This window comes from Mycobacterium sp. 1274756.6, from assembly GCF_001668625.1.
Taxonomy (GTDB): Bacteria; Actinomycetota; Actinomycetes; order Mycobacteriales; family Mycobacteriaceae; genus Mycobacterium.
Genome location: NZ_LZLJ01000060.1, coordinates 163,109 through 178,822 on the forward strand (window position 1 = coordinate 163,109; position 15,714 = coordinate 178,822).

Consider the following 15,714-nt stretch of genomic DNA (forward strand, 5'->3'; position numbering starts at 1 on the left):
GGCCCGGGGTCCGATGTTCGCGTTGCCGCAAACCCGGACCGAATGTCCGACCCGCGGGAGATACTCACTGTCATCAGCGGAGTCGTGTCAAAGGAGACGTCGGTGACCGCGACCCCTTCACCGTCGGAGCGGACGTTCGGGAAATACCGGCTGCGTCGCTTGCTCGGCAAGGGCGGGATGGGCGAGGTCTACGAGGCCTACGACACCGAGAAGCGCCGCACGGTGGCGGTGAAAATCCTGTCGCAGCAGTTCTCCGACGACGAGAACTTCCGCACCCGCTTCCAGCGCGAGTCGCACGCCGCGGCGATCCTGCAGGAACCGCACGTCATTCCGATCCACGACTGGGGCGAGATCGACGGCAACCTCTACATCGACATGCGCCTGGTCCGCGGCCAGACGCTGAGCCAGCTGCTGGCCGGCGGGCCGCTGGAACCGCAGCGCGCGGTCGACATCGTCGCCCAGATCGCCGCCGCTTTGGATGCCGCGCACGCCGCCGGTTTGGTCCACCGGGATGTCAAGCCGCAGAACATCATCGTGACCTCGGCCGATTTCGCCTACCTGCTGGATTTCGGGATCGCCGAGTCCCGCGACGACACCCACCTGACCCTGGCCGGGCAACGCATCGGCAGCTGCCAGTACATGGCGCCGGAACGGTTCAGCGACCAGCCCACCACCGCGGCCACCGACGTGTACTCGCTGGCCTGTGTGCTCCACGAAACCCTGTCGGGCAAACCGCCGTTCCCCGGCCGCACGCTGGAGCAGTCGATCGCCGCGCACCTGACCGCGCCGCCGCCGCGCCCGACCGACACCAACCCGCACCTGCCGTCCCGCTTCGACGATGTCATCGCCCGCGGGATGGCCAAAGAACCCGACGACCGATACGGCAGCGCCGGCGCACTGGGTCGCGCCGCCCACCGCGCCCTGGCGGGCACCGCCCCCGACCAAGCCGCCACCATGCTGGCCGCCGACTATCCCGCGGTGCGCCCGGCCCCGCCGCCGGAGACCGAGCCTGTGCCAGCCCCGCCCGGTGGTCGGGTGGCCGCGTGGATGTTGCCGACGGTCATCGCGGTCGCCGCCGCGCTGCTGTTGGGCACCGTCGGCGTCTTCATCGGCTACCTGCTCAACCAGCCCGCCGACTCGGCGCGGGCACCGGCGACCACCCTCGCCCATCCCACCCCGCAGATCTTCACCGTCACCGAGACCACCGCCTACCCCAGCCCCGCGCCCACCACCACGACCACCACAACGACGACGACCACGACCACCGTCTCGCCCACCGTGGCGGTCGCCGCGGACACCGACGGCATCGCCGAGCAGCGGCTGCGGGAACTGGCCCGCGACGATCACCCCTACGTCGCGATCGGCCTGGCCGACAGTTGGGTGCCCCAGCTCAGCTCCAAACGTCCTGGCGTGGTCGATCAGGGCGTGGTGTGGGACAACGCGATGACGCTGCGCGAACACCTGCAGCTGCGCCGCCACTTCCCCGGGGTGCGGCTGCTGTGGTCCGGGGACTGGTCGACGTTCTCCGCCCCGGACTATTGGGTCACCGTGGTGGGCATCACCTACCCGAACTCGGCCGGGGCGCTGGCCTGGTGCCGCTACCAGGGCTTCGACCGCGACCACTGCGTCGCGAAGGTCATCAGCACCACCCGCGCGGTGGACGGCAGCACCGCCTACAACTGACACGGCGCGGTCCCCGGAAGGTCACGGCTCGGTCGCCAATGCGCAGGCCCGGACGGGCGACCCGATAAGTTAGCGGCAGGCCGACCCTCCGCGGCCGTACGCCGAGCTGGAAAGACACCATGCGAGTTGACGGGCGCGAGATCAGCGTTACCGGAAACCTGCTGCAGCCGCTCAACCGGCGCACCAACGACATCCTGCGGCTGGCCATCGCCGCGGTCGTGCTGGCCGCGGTGATCGCCAGCTCGCTGATCACCCGCCGGGAATGGATCGTGCTGGAGCGCTCGGTGGCGCGGCTGGTGCGGGTGCTCTCCCCCACCCAGGCCAATCTGGTCTACCTGATCTACGGCCTGGCGATCATGGCGCTGCCGTTCGTGGTGCTCATCGGGCTGATCGTCACCCGGCAGTGGAAACTGCTCGGCGCCTACACCGTCGCCGCCGCCGGCGCCTTCGTCCCGCTGTCGATCGGGGGCAACGGCTTCGCCGCGCCGCGCTGGCACTTCGACCTCTCCGACCGGCTGGACACCCAGCTGGCCCAGTTCCTCGACGACCCGCGCTGGATCGCGATGCTGGCCGCCGTGGTCGCGGTCGCCGGGCCGTGGCTGCCGCCGCGCTGGCGGCGCTCCTGGTGGGCGCTGCTGCTGGCGTTCATCCCGATCCACCTGGTGATCAGCGCGGTGGTGCCGGCCCGCTCGGTGCTCGGGCTGGCGACCGGCTGGTTCGTCGGCGCGCTGGTGATCCTGGTGGTCGGCACCCCCGCACTCGAGGTGCCCCTCGACGGCGCGGTGCGCGCCCTGGCCCGCCGCGGCTACCGCGTCGACGCGCTCAGCGTGGTCCGCCCGGCCGGTCCCGGCCCGCTGGTGCTGGCCGCCACCTCCACCGCCGACACCCCGGCCACGGTGCGGCTCTACGGCCCCAACCAGCGCAGCGGCGGCGCCGTACGGCAGATCTGGCGCAAGCTGCGGCTGCGCGACACCGAGACCGCCCCGCTGCACGCGTCGATGCGCCGCGTCGTCGAGCACCGCGGACTGATGATCATCGCCGCCAACCAGCTGGACCTGGCCAACACCGACACCATCGCGGTCACCGCCCTGGACCGAGGCTGGACGCTGCACGCCGACACCCCGCCGCGCGGGGTCCCGCTGCCCGACTGCGTGGAGTCCACCCCGGTCAGCCGGGTGTGGGCGGCGCTGCGCAGCCTGCACGAGGAGCAGATCTCCCACGGCGACCTGCGCGGCCACGAGATCACCGTCGACGACGACACGGTGCTCTTCGGCGGGTTCGGCAGCGCCGAGTACGGGGCCACCGACGCCCAGCTCGACTCCGACATCGCCCAGCTGCTGGTGACCACCTCGGCGCTGTACGACCCGCCCGCGGCGGTGGCGGCGGCGATCGGCGCGTTCGGGCGTGACGCCGTGCTCACCGCGTCGCGCCGGCTGTCCAAGAGCGGGGTGCCCAAACGGCTGCGCGACGGCCTGCCCGACGCCGGCAAGATCATCAGCGCCGCCCGCGACGAGGTGAAACGCCAGACCCACACCGACGAGATCCGCGACGCCACCCTCACCCGGTTCAGCCGCACCCAGCTCATCCAGCTGGTGCTGCTGGTCGCGCTGGTCTACGTCGCCTACCCGTTCATCTCCACGCTGCCGACCTTCTTCAGCCAACTGCGCACCGCGAACTGGTGGTGGGCGCTGGTCGGGCTGTCGGTGTCGTCGCTGACCTATGTGGGGGCGGCCGCCGCGCTGTGGGCGTGCGCCAACGGCGCGGTCAGCTTCCGCAACCTGTCGATCATGCAGATCGCCAACACCTTCGCGGCCACCAGCACCCCGGCCGGCATCGGCGGGCTGGCACTGAGCACCCGGTTCCTGCAGAAGGGAGGGCTGACCACCACCCGGGCGACCGCCGCGGTCGCGTTGCAACAGTCGGTGCAGGTGATCGTGCACGTGGTGCTGCTGATCTTCTTCAGCGCCGCCGCCGGGGTCTCGGCGGACCTGTCGCACTTCGTGCCCAGCGCCACGATGCTCTACCTGATCGCCGGGGTGGCCCTCGGGGTGGTGGGCACCTTCCTGCTGGTGCCCAAGCTGCGCCGCTGGATGGCGGTTGCCATCGGCCCGCGGCTCAAGGAGGTCTCCGGCGACCTGCTGGAGTTGGCCCGCGAACCCAAACGGCTCGCGCTGATCGTGCTCGGCGCGGCCGGCACCACCCTGGGCGCGGCGCTGGCGCTGTGGGCCAGCGTCGAGGCGTTCGGCGGTGGCACCACGTTCGTGACCGTGACGATCGTGACCATGGTCGGGGGCACGCTGGCCTCGGCGGCGCCCACCCCCGGCGGGGTGGGCGCGGTGGAGGCCGCCCTCATCGGTGGGCTGGCCGCCTTCGGGGTGCCCGCCGCGGTCGCGGTGCCCTCGGTGCTGCTCTACCGCGTGTTGACCTGCTGGCTGCCGGTGTTCATCGGCTGGCCGGTGATGCGTTGGCTGACCCGCAACGAAATGATCTGACGCGGGTCACGGCAGCACGCCGGCGCCCTGCGCGGCGTAGGTCCGGGTGATCTCCGGGGCGGGATACCCGGCGTCGGCCACCGCTGTGCGCACCGCCGCGGCGACGGTCTTGGCCCGCGGTTCGGGCACCAGCGCGATCACACAACCGCCGAAGCCGCCGCCGGTCATCCGCGCTCCCAGCGCCCCGGCCTCCACCGCGGTGCGCGCGATCAGATCGATGTGGTCGGTGGTGATCGCGAAGTCCGCCCGCATGGAGGTGTGCGACTCGGTGAACAGCCGCCCCGCCGCCGGGTAGTCCTCGGCCGCCAGCGCCGCAACGAACTCCAGCACCCGCTGGTTCTCGGTGAGCACGTGGCGGGCGCGGCGGGCATCCACGGGGTCTTCCACGGCCGCCAGCGTTTCGGGATCGGCCACCTCCCGCAGCGAGGCGACGCCCAGCGCCGCGGCGGCCCGCTCACAGGAGGCCCGGCGCTGCGCATACTCGCCGCCGACGTGTTCGTGGCGGGAGTGTGAGTCGATCAGCAGCAGCGCCACCCCGTGCCCGTACGGGTCGAAGTCGACCGGACGGACCGTGATGTCGCGGAAGTCGATGAGCAGCGCGGTGGCCGGCTCGCCGCACAGCGACGCCAACTGGTCGAGCAGACCCGTTGGCGCGCCGACGTAGTCGTTCTCGGCGCGCTGGGCCAGCCGCGCCTGCTCGATCCGGTCGAGCGTGATGCCGGCGGCGGTGGTCAGCGCGCCGAGCACCGCGCACTCCAGCGCCGCCGACGAGGACAGCCCCGACCCGATCGGCACCTCGCTGTCGATCACCAGCCGCCCGCCGGGCACCCGATGTCCGGCCCGGCACAACGCCCAGATCACCCCGGCGACGTAACCCGCCCAGCCGTCGATGCCGCCGGGGGCGGTGTCCAGCGGGATCGGCACCGGCCCGTCGGCGATACCGCTTGCGGCGGTGATGGTTTCCGAGCCGTCGGGGGTGAAGGTTGCGATGGTCCGTTGGGGCAGGGCGATCGGCAGCGCGAAACCCGCGTTGTAGTCGGTGTGTTCGCCGATGAGGTTGATCCGCCCCGGCGCGGCGTAACGGATGCTCATCGCGCCGCCTCGCGCAGCCGGGCCGCCACCGACTCGGGCGTGACGTCGGCGATGAACGCGTCCATCGCCGACTCCGAAGCGGCCAGGTACTTCAGTTTGGTGGCGCTGCGCCGGATCGACATCAACTCGGCGTGAAAATAGCCGTCGCGTTGCGCGGCGTCGTCGCGGTACTGGTGCAGCGCCGCCATGTAGGGCAGCGGCGCGTCGTACAACCGGTCGAAGCGTTGCAGCAGGTCGCGGTAGAGCGCGGCGAACCCGTCGAGTTCGGCGTCGGTGAGCCCGGTCAGGTTGGGCACCTGCCGGTTCGGGTACAGGTGGACCTCCACCGGCCAGCGCGCCGCGAACGGCACGAACGCGGTGGCGTGCTCGTTGGCCGCCACCACCCGGACGGCTTCGGCGGTCTCCCGGGCCAGCAGGTCGGCGAACAGGTTGCTGCCGTGGCGGTTTCGGTGCTCTTCGGCTTGGGCGAGCATGACGGTGGTGCGCGGGGTCAGATACGGGTAGCCGTAGATCTGGCCGTGCGGGTGGGCCAGGGTCACCCCGATCTCCTCGCCGCGGTTCTCGAAGCAGAACACCTGCTCGACACCCGGGCGGGCCAGCAGGTCGGCGGTGCGGTGCCGCCACGCCTGCACCACCAGCCGGGCCTGGTCGGCGCTGAGCCCGGCGAACGAGCCGGTGTGCTCCGGGGAGAAACAGATCACCTCGCAGCGCCCGGCGCCGGGCGCGGCGACGAATCCGTCCGCGGGGGTGGCCGGCACCGCACCGGTGCCGGCCAGGCTGGGAAAGCGGTTCTCGAAGACCACGACGTCGTAGTCGGCGGCGGGCACCTCGCTGGTCTGCCCCCTCGGGCCGGGGCAGAGCGGGCAGAGTTCGGCGGGCGGCTTGTAGGTGCGGTCCTGGCGCTGCGCGGCGATGATCACCCACTGCCCGGTGGTGCGGTCGAAGCGCAGCTCGCTGGGGTGCTCGTCGCGGACCGGCAGCGGCCGCCGGTCGGCCACCGGCGCGGGCACCCGCCCGGGCAGCGAGAAAAACAGCAGGTCGCGGCCGTCGGCGAGGCTCCAGCGGGTCGGGGTGGTCACGGTTGGCAACCTTAATGCCGCGGACGCAAGGCACGATGGAAGCGCGCAACCATCGGGAGGTGGCACCGGGTGCCGGAACGAAGCGAGGGCCACGGTCGAAGCGTGCTCGCGGACAGGCCCCGCGACCGCGTCGTCGGTCCGGCGCTGGGCAGGCGGGTACGTACCTGGGTGATCGGCTCCGACCCGGGGCTGGTGCGCCTGCACTCGGCGATCCGCACCACGATGGCCCTCGGCCTGTCCCTGCTGGTGCTCTTCGCGGTGGCCTCGGCGGCCGGGCAACCGCTCACGGTGGCGGTGCTCGGCGCGGTGGTCGCGATGGTGTCGGCGCGGGCGGTCAACGAACCCGACGCACGATCCCGGCGCATCACGCTGGCATTGTTGCCGCTGCCGGCCACCGCGGCGCTGGTCGCGGCCACGCTGCTGGATCCGTTCAAGGCGATCGCCGACGCGGTGTTCGTCGCGATCACCTTCAGCGCCGTCTACGCCCGCCGCTTCGGCTCGCGCGGAACGGCGCTGGGCATGGTCACGGTGATGAGCTATTTCTTCACGCTGTTCCTGGAGGCCAAGGTCAGCGAGCTGCCGTGGCTGATCGTGGCGGTGGTGGTGGGCAGCCTGTGCAGCCTGCTGCTGACCAGCTATGTGCTGCCCGAACGGCCCGAACGGGTGCTGCGCCGCACCCTGTCGTCGCTGCGGGCCCGGATGGCGCTGGTGGTCGACGCCGCCGCCGAGACCGTGCAGGCGGGCCGACTCGACGAACGCCACCGGCGCCGGCTGCGGATCCGGGTGGGGCGGCTGACCGACACGACGCTGTCCGCGCAGACCCAGCTGGAGGAGAAGGTCGACCCGGCCACCGTGTGGCCCGGGGTCACCAGCGCGGAGTTGTCGCTGCGCCTCTTCGACGCCGAGTTGACCGTGGAGCGCATCGCGATCACCGCGGCCCGCGCCGCCGACGCCGGCCTGCCGGCCGCCACCCGCGCCGAACTGGTCGGGCTGCTGCGCCGGCTCGCCGCCGAACTGCACGCCCCGCACTCGGTGGGTCTCGCCGCGGTCGCCGATCGGGCCCGCGCCGTCGGCGGCGGACCCGATGCGCACCGGCTGGGCATGGCCGTCGTCGACACCACCGCGGTGATCGGCCGGATGCGGGCGTTGGCCGAGCACGGCGCCGCCGCCGGCGACGTCGCCGCCCCGACACCGCCGGTGGCCAAACCCGCCGAGGACCCGGTCAGCGGGCTGCGGCCCACCACCCGCCAGGCCATCCAGGTCGCCATCGCCACCACGTTGGCGATCATCGCCGGTGAGGCCCTCTCCCCCGATCGCTGGTACTGGGCGGTGATCGCCGCGTTCGTGACCTTCGCCGGCACCACCTCGTTCGGCGAAACCCTGACCAAGGGCTGGCAGCGGCTGCTGGGCACGCTGCTCGGCGTGCCCTCCGGCGTGCTGGTCGCCACCGCGGTCTCCGGCAACACCGCGGCGGCGGTGGCGATGATCTTCCTCTGCCTGTTCTTCGCGTTCTACCTGATGACGGTCTCCTACAGCCTGATGATCTTCTGGATCACCACGATGCTCGCGCTGCTCTACGGGCTGCTGGGCCAGTTCAGCGTCGACGTGCTGGTGCTGCGCATCGAGGAGACCGCGATCGGCACCGCGATCGGGGTGGGCGTGGCGGTGCTGGTGCTGCCAGCCCGCACCGGCACCGCGATCCGGGCGGCGGCGTGCGAGTTCCTGGCCGAACTGTCCACCTCGGTGACCACCTCGGCCGACGCGCTCGGCGGCGGACCGACCACCGCACCCAGCGAGCAGGCCCGGGTGCTGCACCGCAGCCTGCAGAACTTCCGCACCACCGCCAAGCCGGTGACGGTGGGTATCGCCGGGATCGCCGGGCGCACCAGCATCCGGCGGGGGCTGCGGCTGCTGAAGGCCTGCGATCACTACGCGCGCACCCTGGCCCGGGCCAGCGAGGGCCCCGATCCCGGCTCGGCGCCGCTGGCCCGGGCCATCGCCGCGGCCGCCGAGGCCACCCGGGCCAACATCGACGCCCTCGCCGAGGTGCTCGATCAGCAGGGCGACCCGGCGGTGCGGTCCTCCGCGGATCTGATCGACGCCGCCGAGGACGCCGCCGGGCAGCTCCGCGACGACCGGCGGCTGCAGGCCGGTCTGCACGCGCTGCACCAGATCGATCGCGCGGTGGTCGACGCCGCCGCCGACCTGGGCGTTCAGAACATCAGGCTCTGGTAGCCGGGGCCGTCGAACGGATCGGGATGACGTCGGCGTCGGGCCGGGTGTCGTGGCGCAGGTGGGCGACCGCGGCCTTGGCGGCCCGGCGCAACGCGCCGTACTCGCCCAGGTAGCCCGCCACGCCGCCGACCCCGGGCAGCACCCCGAGCCGGCGGAAGATGCCCCGCGGCTGCGGCCGCTGGTGCAGTTCGTCGCCGATGCGGCGCAGCACACCGGCCAGCCGCCACAGCGACCGGGCGAACGCGAACGGGTTGGCGCCGAGCCGATGCGGCTCCTCGGCGCCGTGCTGCTGCGCCTCGGCGATGACGTCGGCGGAGAGGTCGCGGTTGCACAGCACCGCGGCCAGCAGCCGGATCAGCTCACCGCGGTCGGTGACCCCGTATTCGCGGGCGACCGCGCACAGCACGATGGCCTGGTTGGCGAAACCGAGCATGTCCTGCACCGGCAGCGCGGCGGACAGCAGTCCGAACGCCCGCGGCGAGGCGACCAGGACGGTGTTGACGGCGCCGACCCGGCGCACCCACCAGTTCACCCGGTGCCGCACGTCCATGGTGGCCCAGGCCCGGGTGCCCGGGGCGTGGGCGACGTTGAGGGCGACGGCCAGCCCGTCGAGCACCCGGTCGAGCGGCTCGTCGCCGCCGCCGGGTTGGTAGGTGCGTGCCTTCAGACCGAACAGGTCGGCGTCGGCGAGCACCACGACCATCGGGTCGATCAGCCGGACGGCACGGCTCAACGCGGCGGCGACCTCCGCGTCGGAGAGCACCGCGCGACGAAACCCGACAAAACCCATGCCGCGATCTTCCGCTATCGGCGGGCCCGCCGCCACCCGCGCCCAACCAGGACTGTTTCGATTGTTTCAATGGCGGGCAGCGGCGGGTACGCTGGAGACATGCCCACCGCCACCAGCCCCCTCGCCGACCGGATCGCCGCGCGGGCGCGTCGCGACAGTGATTTCGCCGAGGTCCTCGACACCCTCCTGACCGCCCCCACCGAGCCGCAGGGCAACCTGGAGCGCGTTGCCGCCCAGGCGCTCAACGATCAGCGGCGCGCCGCCCTGGCCCAGGAGTTCGTCGCCGGCGCGCTGCCGACCCCGCAGGTGCAGCAGCTGCTGGGACTCGGCACACCGCAGGCGGTACACCGGATGCGCTCCCGGGGTCGGCTGCTCGGGGCCGCGGTGGGCAACCGGACCTGGTTCCCGGCGTGGCAGTTCGACGGCGACCGGCTGCACCCCGACCTGCCGCAGATCCTGGAGCTGCTCACCCGGTTCACCACCGACCCGCTGGCCGCCGACCGGGTGATGCGGCTGACCCGCGACGAACTCGGCGGCCGGTCCATCGCGCACGCCCTGCGTCACGCTGCGACCGACCCGACCACCGCCCGGACCGCGCTGCGGCTGCTGGTCGCCCTCGGTGCCTGAGCTCGCCGCCGGCTACCGCAACCCGCCGCCGCGGGACCGGCCCAGCGGGCTGGCCCGACGGCAGGTTCCCGCCGGCACCGAGCTGTGGCGGATCGAAGCCGAGGCGCCGGCGGGTTGGACATGGACCGGTTTTCCCGAGCCACGGTTCCGGTTCGACCCCGAATCGGGAGGGTTCCGGACCCGCTACGCCGGGGCCACCGCGGTGGGCGCGGCGCGGGAACGCTACCGCGGCACCGGGCTGGTGATCCCCGCCGACCACGCCGGCCACCACCTGATCCGGCTGGTGGCGGCGCGGCCGCTGCGGGTGCTGGACCTGCGCACCGAACGCAACCTGGACCTGCTCGGGGTGGACGACCAGATCAGCACCGGCCAGCACCCGCTGGTGTGGCAGACCTGCCAGCGCCTCGCCGACGCGGTGCACCGCTGGTGGCCCGCCCCCGACGGGCTGGATGCGCTGGTCTACCGCTCGCGCACCACCCCGGAGGCCTCGCTGAACTACGCGATCTTCGCCGTCGAGGCGTTCACGGTGCAGTCCTGGCCACTCGCACAGCGCCCCGACCTGCTGACCGACCTGGTGCTGCGGCACGGCTTCACCGTCGGCTGGGACCTCAGCGGGTAGTCAGCCGCGGTCGCAGCGCCTCCGGCCCGACCGGGTCGCCGGCGGCCACCGCCTCGCCCAGTACGTCGGCGAAGCCCAGCAGCCCGACGATGTCGACGCCGTGGCGCGCCGTCCCGACCCGGCGCAGCCGCTCGGCGGCGCGTTCCAGCAGCGCGGCCGCCCCGACCGGGTTGCCGCGCTGCACGTGGGTGATGCCGACCGCCAGCTGCGCCAGCCCCTGCCACAGCTCCCGCTCGCCGGGCGGCCCGGTCTTCCACGCCGCCTCCAGCACCTCGTGGGCGTGGAACGCGCGGCCCTCGTCGAGCAACCGCTGGGCGTAATCGAGGGTCTCCGCCGGCGGCAACTCCAGGTCCTCGGGGATGCCGGGCACCCCGGCGCTGCCGCGCGGCAGCGGACGGCCCAGCGCGTCACGCGGCCGGGCGTTGCGCGGCCGGCCGTCCTCGTCGCGGTCCCGTTGAGCCATGCCCCCATCATGCCGGGAGTCGTAAACTGCTTCGAATGACGCGCATCGGGTGGCTGGCCGCGGTCCTGGCGCTCCCCGTGCTCGCCGCCTGCCACAGCAGCGCCTCCCCGCCGACGGCCCCCAAGACCACCCCGAATGCGCCGGGGCTGGCGTTCTGCCGCCAACTCGGCGGCACCTGGAACACCCCGGCCCGCAGCTGCACGCTGACCGGACGCAGCGAGCACACCCACATCAAGGTCAGCTACCCGGTCGGCATGCTGGAGGATCCGGCCGCCGGGCCGGTGCTCAAGGACTACGTCGAGTCGTTCGTGCACCGCCAGTCCGACGCCGACGACGACCGGGAGAGCAACGCCACGCTCAGCCACACCCTGTTCCACCACGGCGACGACGTCACCTCGGTGCTCTTCCACAGCGACTACTACACCCAGGGCACCCCGCACCCCAGCGACGAGTTCGCCACCTTCACCTTCGACACCGCCGCACACCGCCGGCTGCAGCTGGGCGACCTGTTCTGCCCCGGCGTCGACCCACAGCGGGCGATCCCGCCGCTGATCCACGCCGACATCGAAGACCAGCTCGCCGACAGCCCGCTGCACGCCGAGGACTTCGAACCGGGCCATCCCGGCCGCGACTACGCCGACGGCTACCGGGCCTGGCTGCTCGACGGCGACGATCTGGTCTTCTACCTGCCGGCCACGCGCACCGGCCCGGTGCCGGCCGGAATGGTCAAACCGCGTCTGGCGTTGCGTGACTCCGACGCGCCGTTACGCCAGAACGGCTGCCCGACCTGATGGAATAGCGAGATGCCCAGACCTTTCACCGAAGCCGAACGCGCCGAATTCCTCGCCCGGAAACACATCTGCGTCCTGTCCGTGAACACCGGCGACGGCCAGCCCCCGGCAAGCATCCCGATCTGGTACGACTACACCCCCGACGGGATGATCCGGATCAACACCGGGGTCAATAACCGCACCGCCCGCCTGGTGCAGCAGGCCGGGGTGGTGACGATCGTGGTGCAGCGCGAGGAGCTGCCCTACCAGTATGTGGTCATCGAGGGCACCGTCGTGGCGGCCACCACGCCGGCACCGCTGGAGGCCCGCACCGAGATCGCGGTGCGCTACCTCGGCGAGGAACGCGGCCGGGCGTTCGCCCGCCACGGCGACGACGGCGACGCGGTGCTGTTCACCATCCGGCCCGACCGGTGGCGCACCAACGATTTCACCGGCGACGTGTGAGCGACGAGACCCCCGCAGCCGACCCGGCCCCCGACCTCGATAAGACCCCCGACGCTCCCCCCTCGGGTCGGCGGTTCGCCGCCGTCGCCATCGCGGCGATCGCCGTCGTCGGCGCCGTCATCGCGATCACGATCACGGTCGCGCACCGCGGGCACCGCGACGGACTCTCCGACGAGGAGACCCGCACCCAGGTCGTCGACGCCGCCGGTGCGGTCGTGCGCAGCGCCGGCCTGCAGCAGGTCAGCGGGCAGTTCTTCTTCCGGTCCTGCGCAGACGACGACGCCGCCGAGCCCGACCCGAACGCCGGCCCGCCCTACAACGGGCAGGTCGACATGTCCTTCGCGGTGCCCGCCGACGTCGACCCGGCCGAATACTTACGGCGCATCTCGGTGATGCTGGCCGTGCACGGCTGGCAGACCACCATGCCGCCGCCCGGCGACGACACCTGGATCGCGCACAAGGGCGGGGTCGCCGCGGCCCTCTCCGCCACCCCCGGTGACGCCCGCCGCGCCCGCGCGGTGGTGTTCGGCGAATGCCGCAACTGGGGCGAGCACGCCGGCGCCGAGGGCACCGACGTCACCGGCCAGCTGTGGTGAGGCCCGGCCTCGCGCTGCGCGGCCGCCGTGGTCATGGCAGGCTCCCGGTTATGTCCTTCAAGGTGCACCTGGAGCAGAAAGATTCCCTGGCGGAGAAGTACAAGAGCCACGACGCCTACGAGTTCCTCCGCGGCGGAGTGCTGTGCGTCCACCGCCAGAACGGCAAGCGAATCTATTACGCGCCCGATCACTGGCGGTACGTCGAAGCCGACGACGATCATCCGCCGCGTTCCAGCTGACCTCGACGGCCCGGAACCGGGTCGGGTTCGGTGGCCCTGAACAGTGGTGCCAGGTGCAGGATTCGAACCTGCGTAGGCTTACGCCGACGGATTTACAGTCCGCTCCCATTGGCCGCTCGGGCAACCTGGCGTGGGTGCGGTATGCAGACTACAACGACGGCGGGCAGAAGACACAAACGCCCACCGTCGCGCAGAAAGGGGACGCAGCCCATGGCGGATTCATCGTTCGACGTTGTCAGCAAGGTTGACCGCCAGGAGGTCGACAACGCCTTGAACCAGGCCGCCAAGGAACTGGCCACCCGGTTCGACTTCCGCGGCACCGACACCGCCGTCGCCTGGAAGGGCGAGGAGGCCATCGAACTGACCAGCTCCACCGAGGAGCGGATCAAGGCCGCCATCGACGTGTTCAAGGAGAAGCTGGTCCGCCGCGATATCTCGATGAAGGCCTTCGAGTTCGGCGAGCCGCAGCCCTCCGGCAAGACGTTCAAGGTCGTCGGCACCCTCAAGCAGGGCATCGCCGGCGAGGACGCCAAGAAGATCACCAAGCTCATCCGCGACGAGGGCCCCAAGGGCGTCAAGACCCAGATCCAGGGCGACGAGGTGCGGGTGTCGTCGAAGAAGCGCGACGACCTGCAGGCGGTGATCGCGCTGCTGAAGAAGGCCGACCTTCCCGTCGCGCTGCAGTTCGTCAACTACCGCTGAGCCGGGCGTCTTGCCGACCCGCGTGGGCCGATGTGCCTATCGTGGTGAGCAAGACCACACTCCCCCGGAAGCGAGGCCGACGATGACCGTCACCGCCCAGGACGCGCGCCCCGAACCCGCCGCTGAGGACGGCGGGGTGTTCGACGTGGTGATCATCGGGGCCGGGATCTCCGGCCTCGGCGCGGCCTACCGGCTGACCGAACGCAACCCCGACCTGCGCTACGTGATCCTGGAGCGGCGCGAGCGGATCGGCGGGACCTGGGATCTGTTCCGCTACCCGGGGGTGCGTTCGGACAGCAGCATCTTCACGCTGTGCTTCCCGTATGAGCCGTGGACCCGCAAGGAAGGCGTCGCCGACGGCGACAAGATCCGCGAATACCTGACCGACACCGCCACCAAGCACGGCATCGACCGGCACATCCGCTTCAACAGCCACGTCCGCGCCGCGGACTGGGACTCCGGCACCGACACCTGGACCGTCACCGTCGAACGCGACGGCGCACCGCTGACCTACCGGGCACGGTTCGTGTTCTTCGGGTCGGGCTACTACAACTACGACGAGGGCTACACCCCGGAATTCCCCGGCATCGAAACGTTCGGCGGCACCGTCATCCACCCGCAGCACTGGCCGGAGGAGTTCGATTACACCGGCCGCTCGGTGGTGGTGATCGGCAGCGGCGCCACCGCGATCTCGCTGATCCCGGCGATGGCGCAGAAGGCCGCCAAGGTGACCATGCTGCAACGCTCCCCCACCTATCTGATCTCGGCGTCGAAGTTCAGCCCGTTCGCCGACGGGCTGCGAAAATTGCTGCCGCGCATGCTCGCCCACCTGATCATCCGGCTGCGCAACGCCGTGTTCGAGGGCATCGTCTGGCTGCTCGCCCGCAAGACGCCGGCGCTGATGAAATGGCTGCTGCGCCGCCAGGCGGTGACCAACCTGCCCGCGGGCTATCCGGTCGACGTGCACTTCAAGCCGCGTTACAACCCGTGGGACCAGCGGCTGTGCCTCATTCCCGACGCCGACCTCTACGAGGAGATCAGTGCGGGACGCGCCGAGGTGGTCACCGACCGCATCGATCGTTTCGACGCCGACGGGATCGTGTTGCAATCCGGCCGGCACCTGCAGGCCGACGTCATCGTCACCGCCACCGGGCTGCAGCTGCAGGCGCTCGGCGGGGTGCGGTTGAGCCTGGACGGCACCGAGATCAAGCCGCAGGAGCGGTTCGTCTACAAGGCGCACATGCTCGAGGACGTGCCCAACCTGTTCTGGTGCGTCGGCTACACCAACGCCTCCTGGACGCTGCGCGCCGACATGACCGCCCGGGCCACCGCGAAGCTGATCGACTACATGACCTCCCGCGGCTACACCCACGCCTACCCGCACCTGGGGGCGGAGCCGATGCCGGAGAAACCGGCGTGGGACATCCAGGCCGGCTACGTGCTGCGCGCCCTGCACGCGCTGCCCAAATCCGGCACCAAACGCCCGTGGAACGTGCGGCAGAACTACTTCGCCGACGCCATCGACTACCGCTTCGACAAGCTGGGCGAGGCGATGGTGTTCGGCCGGCGCGCCGAGCCGGCCGCGGCCGGCTAGCGCGGATGGACCACGAGTCGCTGGCCGAGCTGCGCCGTCGCCGCGCACTGACCGAGGACACCGCCCGCGCCGAGAAGGTCGCCCGCCGCCACGCCGCCGGCGGCCGCACCGCCCGGGCGACCAGGAGCACGTCACCGCGTTCAACGTCGCCCGCGCCTTCGAGATCGACGACGTGATCGACCCGGCCGAGACCCGCGCGGTGCTGGCCGCGACGCTGGCGGCGGCCGGGCCCGACGGGTTCACCGGCAGCGGACGCGTCGTCGACACC

The 15,714-nt window shown here is 71.9% G+C and carries 15 protein-coding genes and 1 tRNA gene; 11 read left to right on the forward strand and 5 right to left on the reverse strand.

Annotated features, from left to right (window positions below; all coding sequences use genetic code 11):
• Window positions 1–102: 102 nt before the first annotated feature.
• Both A5643_RS08335 and A5643_RS08340 read left to right on the forward strand, forming a co-directional pair.
• The gene (locus tag A5643_RS08335; RefSeq protein ID WP_066853872.1) at window positions 103–1,683 is read left to right on the forward strand and encodes a serine/threonine-protein kinase; all 1,581 of its coding nucleotides are present in this window, start codon (window positions 103–105) and stop codon (window positions 1,681–1,683) included.
• Window positions 1,684–1,802: 119 nt separating this feature from the next.
• Complete coding sequence (locus A5643_RS08340; RefSeq protein WP_066853811.1) at window positions 1,803–4,175, forward strand: lysylphosphatidylglycerol synthetase family protein; 2,373 nt, start codon at window positions 1,803–1,805, stop codon at window positions 4,173–4,175.
• 6 nt (window positions 4,176–4,181) lie between these two features.
• Here A5643_RS08340 and A5643_RS08345 read toward each other — a convergent pair whose 3' ends face one another.
• A complete protein-coding gene (locus A5643_RS08345) occupies window positions 4,182–5,267 on the reverse strand; it encodes a galactokinase (protein ID WP_066853813.1) in 1,086 nt (361 codons plus the stop codon).
• Window positions 5,264–6,346, reverse strand: a complete 1,083-nt coding sequence (gene galT / locus A5643_RS08350) for a galactose-1-phosphate uridylyltransferase (protein WP_066853815.1) — start codon at window positions 6,344–6,346, stop codon at window positions 5,264–5,266. The genes A5643_RS08345 and galT overlap by 4 nt, the downstream gene beginning before the upstream one ends.
• 168 nt (window positions 6,347–6,514) lie before the next feature.
• On the opposite strand from galT, the gene A5643_RS08355 reads away from it, so the two are divergent.
• The gene (locus A5643_RS08355) at window positions 6,515–8,581 is read left to right on the forward strand and encodes an FUSC family protein (protein WP_066853817.1); all 2,067 of its coding nucleotides are present in this window, start codon (window positions 6,515–6,517) and stop codon (window positions 8,579–8,581) included.
• On the opposite strand, the gene A5643_RS08360 is transcribed toward A5643_RS08355, so the two are convergent.
• Window positions 8,568–9,371 (reverse strand): hypothetical protein, encoded by an 804-nt coding sequence (locus A5643_RS08360; protein ID WP_066853819.1) that lies wholly within the window; start codon window positions 9,369–9,371, stop codon window positions 8,568–8,570. The two genes, A5643_RS08355 and A5643_RS08360, sit on opposite strands and share 14 nt — an antisense overlap.
• A 99-nt stretch (window positions 9,372–9,470) precedes the next feature.
• Here A5643_RS08360 and A5643_RS08365 point away from each other — a divergent pair, with 99 nt between their 5' ends.
• Window positions 9,471–9,998: a hypothetical protein gene (locus A5643_RS08365; RefSeq protein ID WP_066853821.1), complete on the forward strand. Its 528-nt coding sequence runs from the start codon at window positions 9,471–9,473 to the stop codon at window positions 9,996–9,998.
• On the forward strand, window positions 9,991–10,617 hold the full coding sequence (locus A5643_RS08370) for an RES family NAD+ phosphorylase (protein WP_082948822.1): 627 nt from the start codon (window positions 9,991–9,993) through the stop codon (window positions 10,615–10,617). Before A5643_RS08365 ends, A5643_RS08370 begins: the two co-directional genes overlap by 8 nt.
• Here A5643_RS08370 and A5643_RS08375 read toward each other — a convergent pair.
• Window positions 10,607–11,080 carry a DUF309 domain-containing protein gene (locus A5643_RS08375; RefSeq protein ID WP_066853824.1) on the reverse strand — a complete coding sequence of 158 codons (474 nt, stop codon included), beginning with the start codon at window positions 11,078–11,080 and terminating at the stop codon, window positions 10,607–10,609. The two genes, A5643_RS08370 and A5643_RS08375, sit on opposite strands and share 11 nt — an antisense overlap.
• Before the next feature lie 35 nt (window positions 11,081–11,115).
• Here A5643_RS08375 and A5643_RS08380 point away from each other — a divergent pair, with 35 nt between their 5' ends.
• The 4 genes from A5643_RS08380 to A5643_RS08395 are packed head-to-tail and all read left to right on the forward strand — an operon-like array spanning window position 11,116 to window position 13,150.
• Entirely contained in the window at window positions 11,116–11,871 is a 756-nt protein-coding gene (locus A5643_RS08380; protein ID WP_082948823.1) for a DUF3298 domain-containing protein, read from the forward strand.
• Between the two features lie 12 nt (window positions 11,872–11,883).
• Entirely contained in the window at window positions 11,884–12,315 is a 432-nt protein-coding gene (locus A5643_RS08385; RefSeq protein WP_066853826.1) for a pyridoxamine 5'-phosphate oxidase family protein, read from the forward strand.
• Window positions 12,312–12,911: a lipoprotein LppJ family protein gene (locus A5643_RS08390; RefSeq protein ID WP_066853828.1), complete on the forward strand. Its 600-nt coding sequence runs from the start codon at window positions 12,312–12,314 to the stop codon at window positions 12,909–12,911. The genes A5643_RS08385 and A5643_RS08390 overlap by 4 nt, the downstream gene beginning before the upstream one ends.
• Window positions 12,912–12,961: 50 nt before the next feature.
• A complete protein-coding gene (locus tag A5643_RS08395; RefSeq protein ID WP_066853830.1) occupies window positions 12,962–13,150 on the forward strand; it encodes a hypothetical protein in 189 nt (62 codons plus the stop codon).
• A gap of 44 nt (window positions 13,151–13,194) precedes the next feature.
• On the opposite strand, the gene A5643_RS08400 is transcribed toward A5643_RS08395, so the two are convergent.
• Window positions 13,195–13,280: transfer RNA gene (locus A5643_RS08400), tRNA-Tyr, on the reverse strand.
• Window positions 13,281–13,360: 80 nt separating this feature from the next.
• Between A5643_RS08400 and A5643_RS08405 the strand changes: the two genes are divergently transcribed.
• Together A5643_RS08405 and A5643_RS08410 are read left to right on the forward strand one after the other, a co-directional pair.
• Window positions 13,361–13,852, forward strand: a complete 492-nt coding sequence (locus A5643_RS08405) for a YajQ family cyclic di-GMP-binding protein (RefSeq protein ID WP_066853832.1) — start codon at window positions 13,361–13,363, stop codon at window positions 13,850–13,852.
• Window positions 13,853–13,934: 82 nt separating this feature from the next.
• Entirely contained in the window at window positions 13,935–15,446 is a 1,512-nt protein-coding gene (locus A5643_RS08410) for a flavin-containing monooxygenase (protein WP_066853834.1), read from the forward strand.
• The last annotated feature ends 268 nt before the right edge of the window (window positions 15,447–15,714 follow it).

Bases quoted from the DNA above. Each gene is read 5' to 3' on its own strand.
- A5643_RS08410 (WP_066853834.1), top strand. From the start codon at position 13,935: ATGACCGTCACCGCCCAGGACGCGCGCCCCGAACCCGCCGCTGAGGAC.
- A5643_RS08380 (WP_082948823.1), top strand. From the start codon at position 11,116: ATGACGCGCATCGGGTGGCTGGCCGCGGTCCTGGCGCTCCCCGTGCTC.
- A5643_RS08385 (WP_066853826.1), top strand. From the start codon at position 11,884: ATGCCCAGACCTTTCACCGAAGCCGAACGCGCCGAATTCCTCGCCCGG.
- A5643_RS08345 (WP_066853813.1), bottom strand. From the start codon at position 5,267: ATGAGCATCCGTTACGCCGCGCCGGGGCGGATCAACCTCATCGGCGAA.
- A5643_RS08340 (WP_066853811.1), top strand. From the start codon at position 1,803: ATGCGAGTTGACGGGCGCGAGATCAGCGTTACCGGAAACCTGCTGCAG.
- A5643_RS08405 (WP_066853832.1), top strand. From the start codon at position 13,361: ATGGCGGATTCATCGTTCGACGTTGTCAGCAAGGTTGACCGCCAGGAG.
- A5643_RS08360 (WP_066853819.1), bottom strand. From the start codon at position 9,371: ATGGGTTTTGTCGGGTTTCGTCGCGCGGTGCTCTCCGACGCGGAGGTC.
- A5643_RS08375 (WP_066853824.1), bottom strand. From the start codon at position 11,080: ATGGCTCAACGGGACCGCGACGAGGACGGCCGGCCGCGCAACGCCCGG.
- A5643_RS08395 (WP_066853830.1), top strand. From the start codon at position 12,962: ATGTCCTTCAAGGTGCACCTGGAGCAGAAAGATTCCCTGGCGGAGAAG.
- A5643_RS08365 (WP_066853821.1), top strand. From the start codon at position 9,471: ATGCCCACCGCCACCAGCCCCCTCGCCGACCGGATCGCCGCGCGGGCG.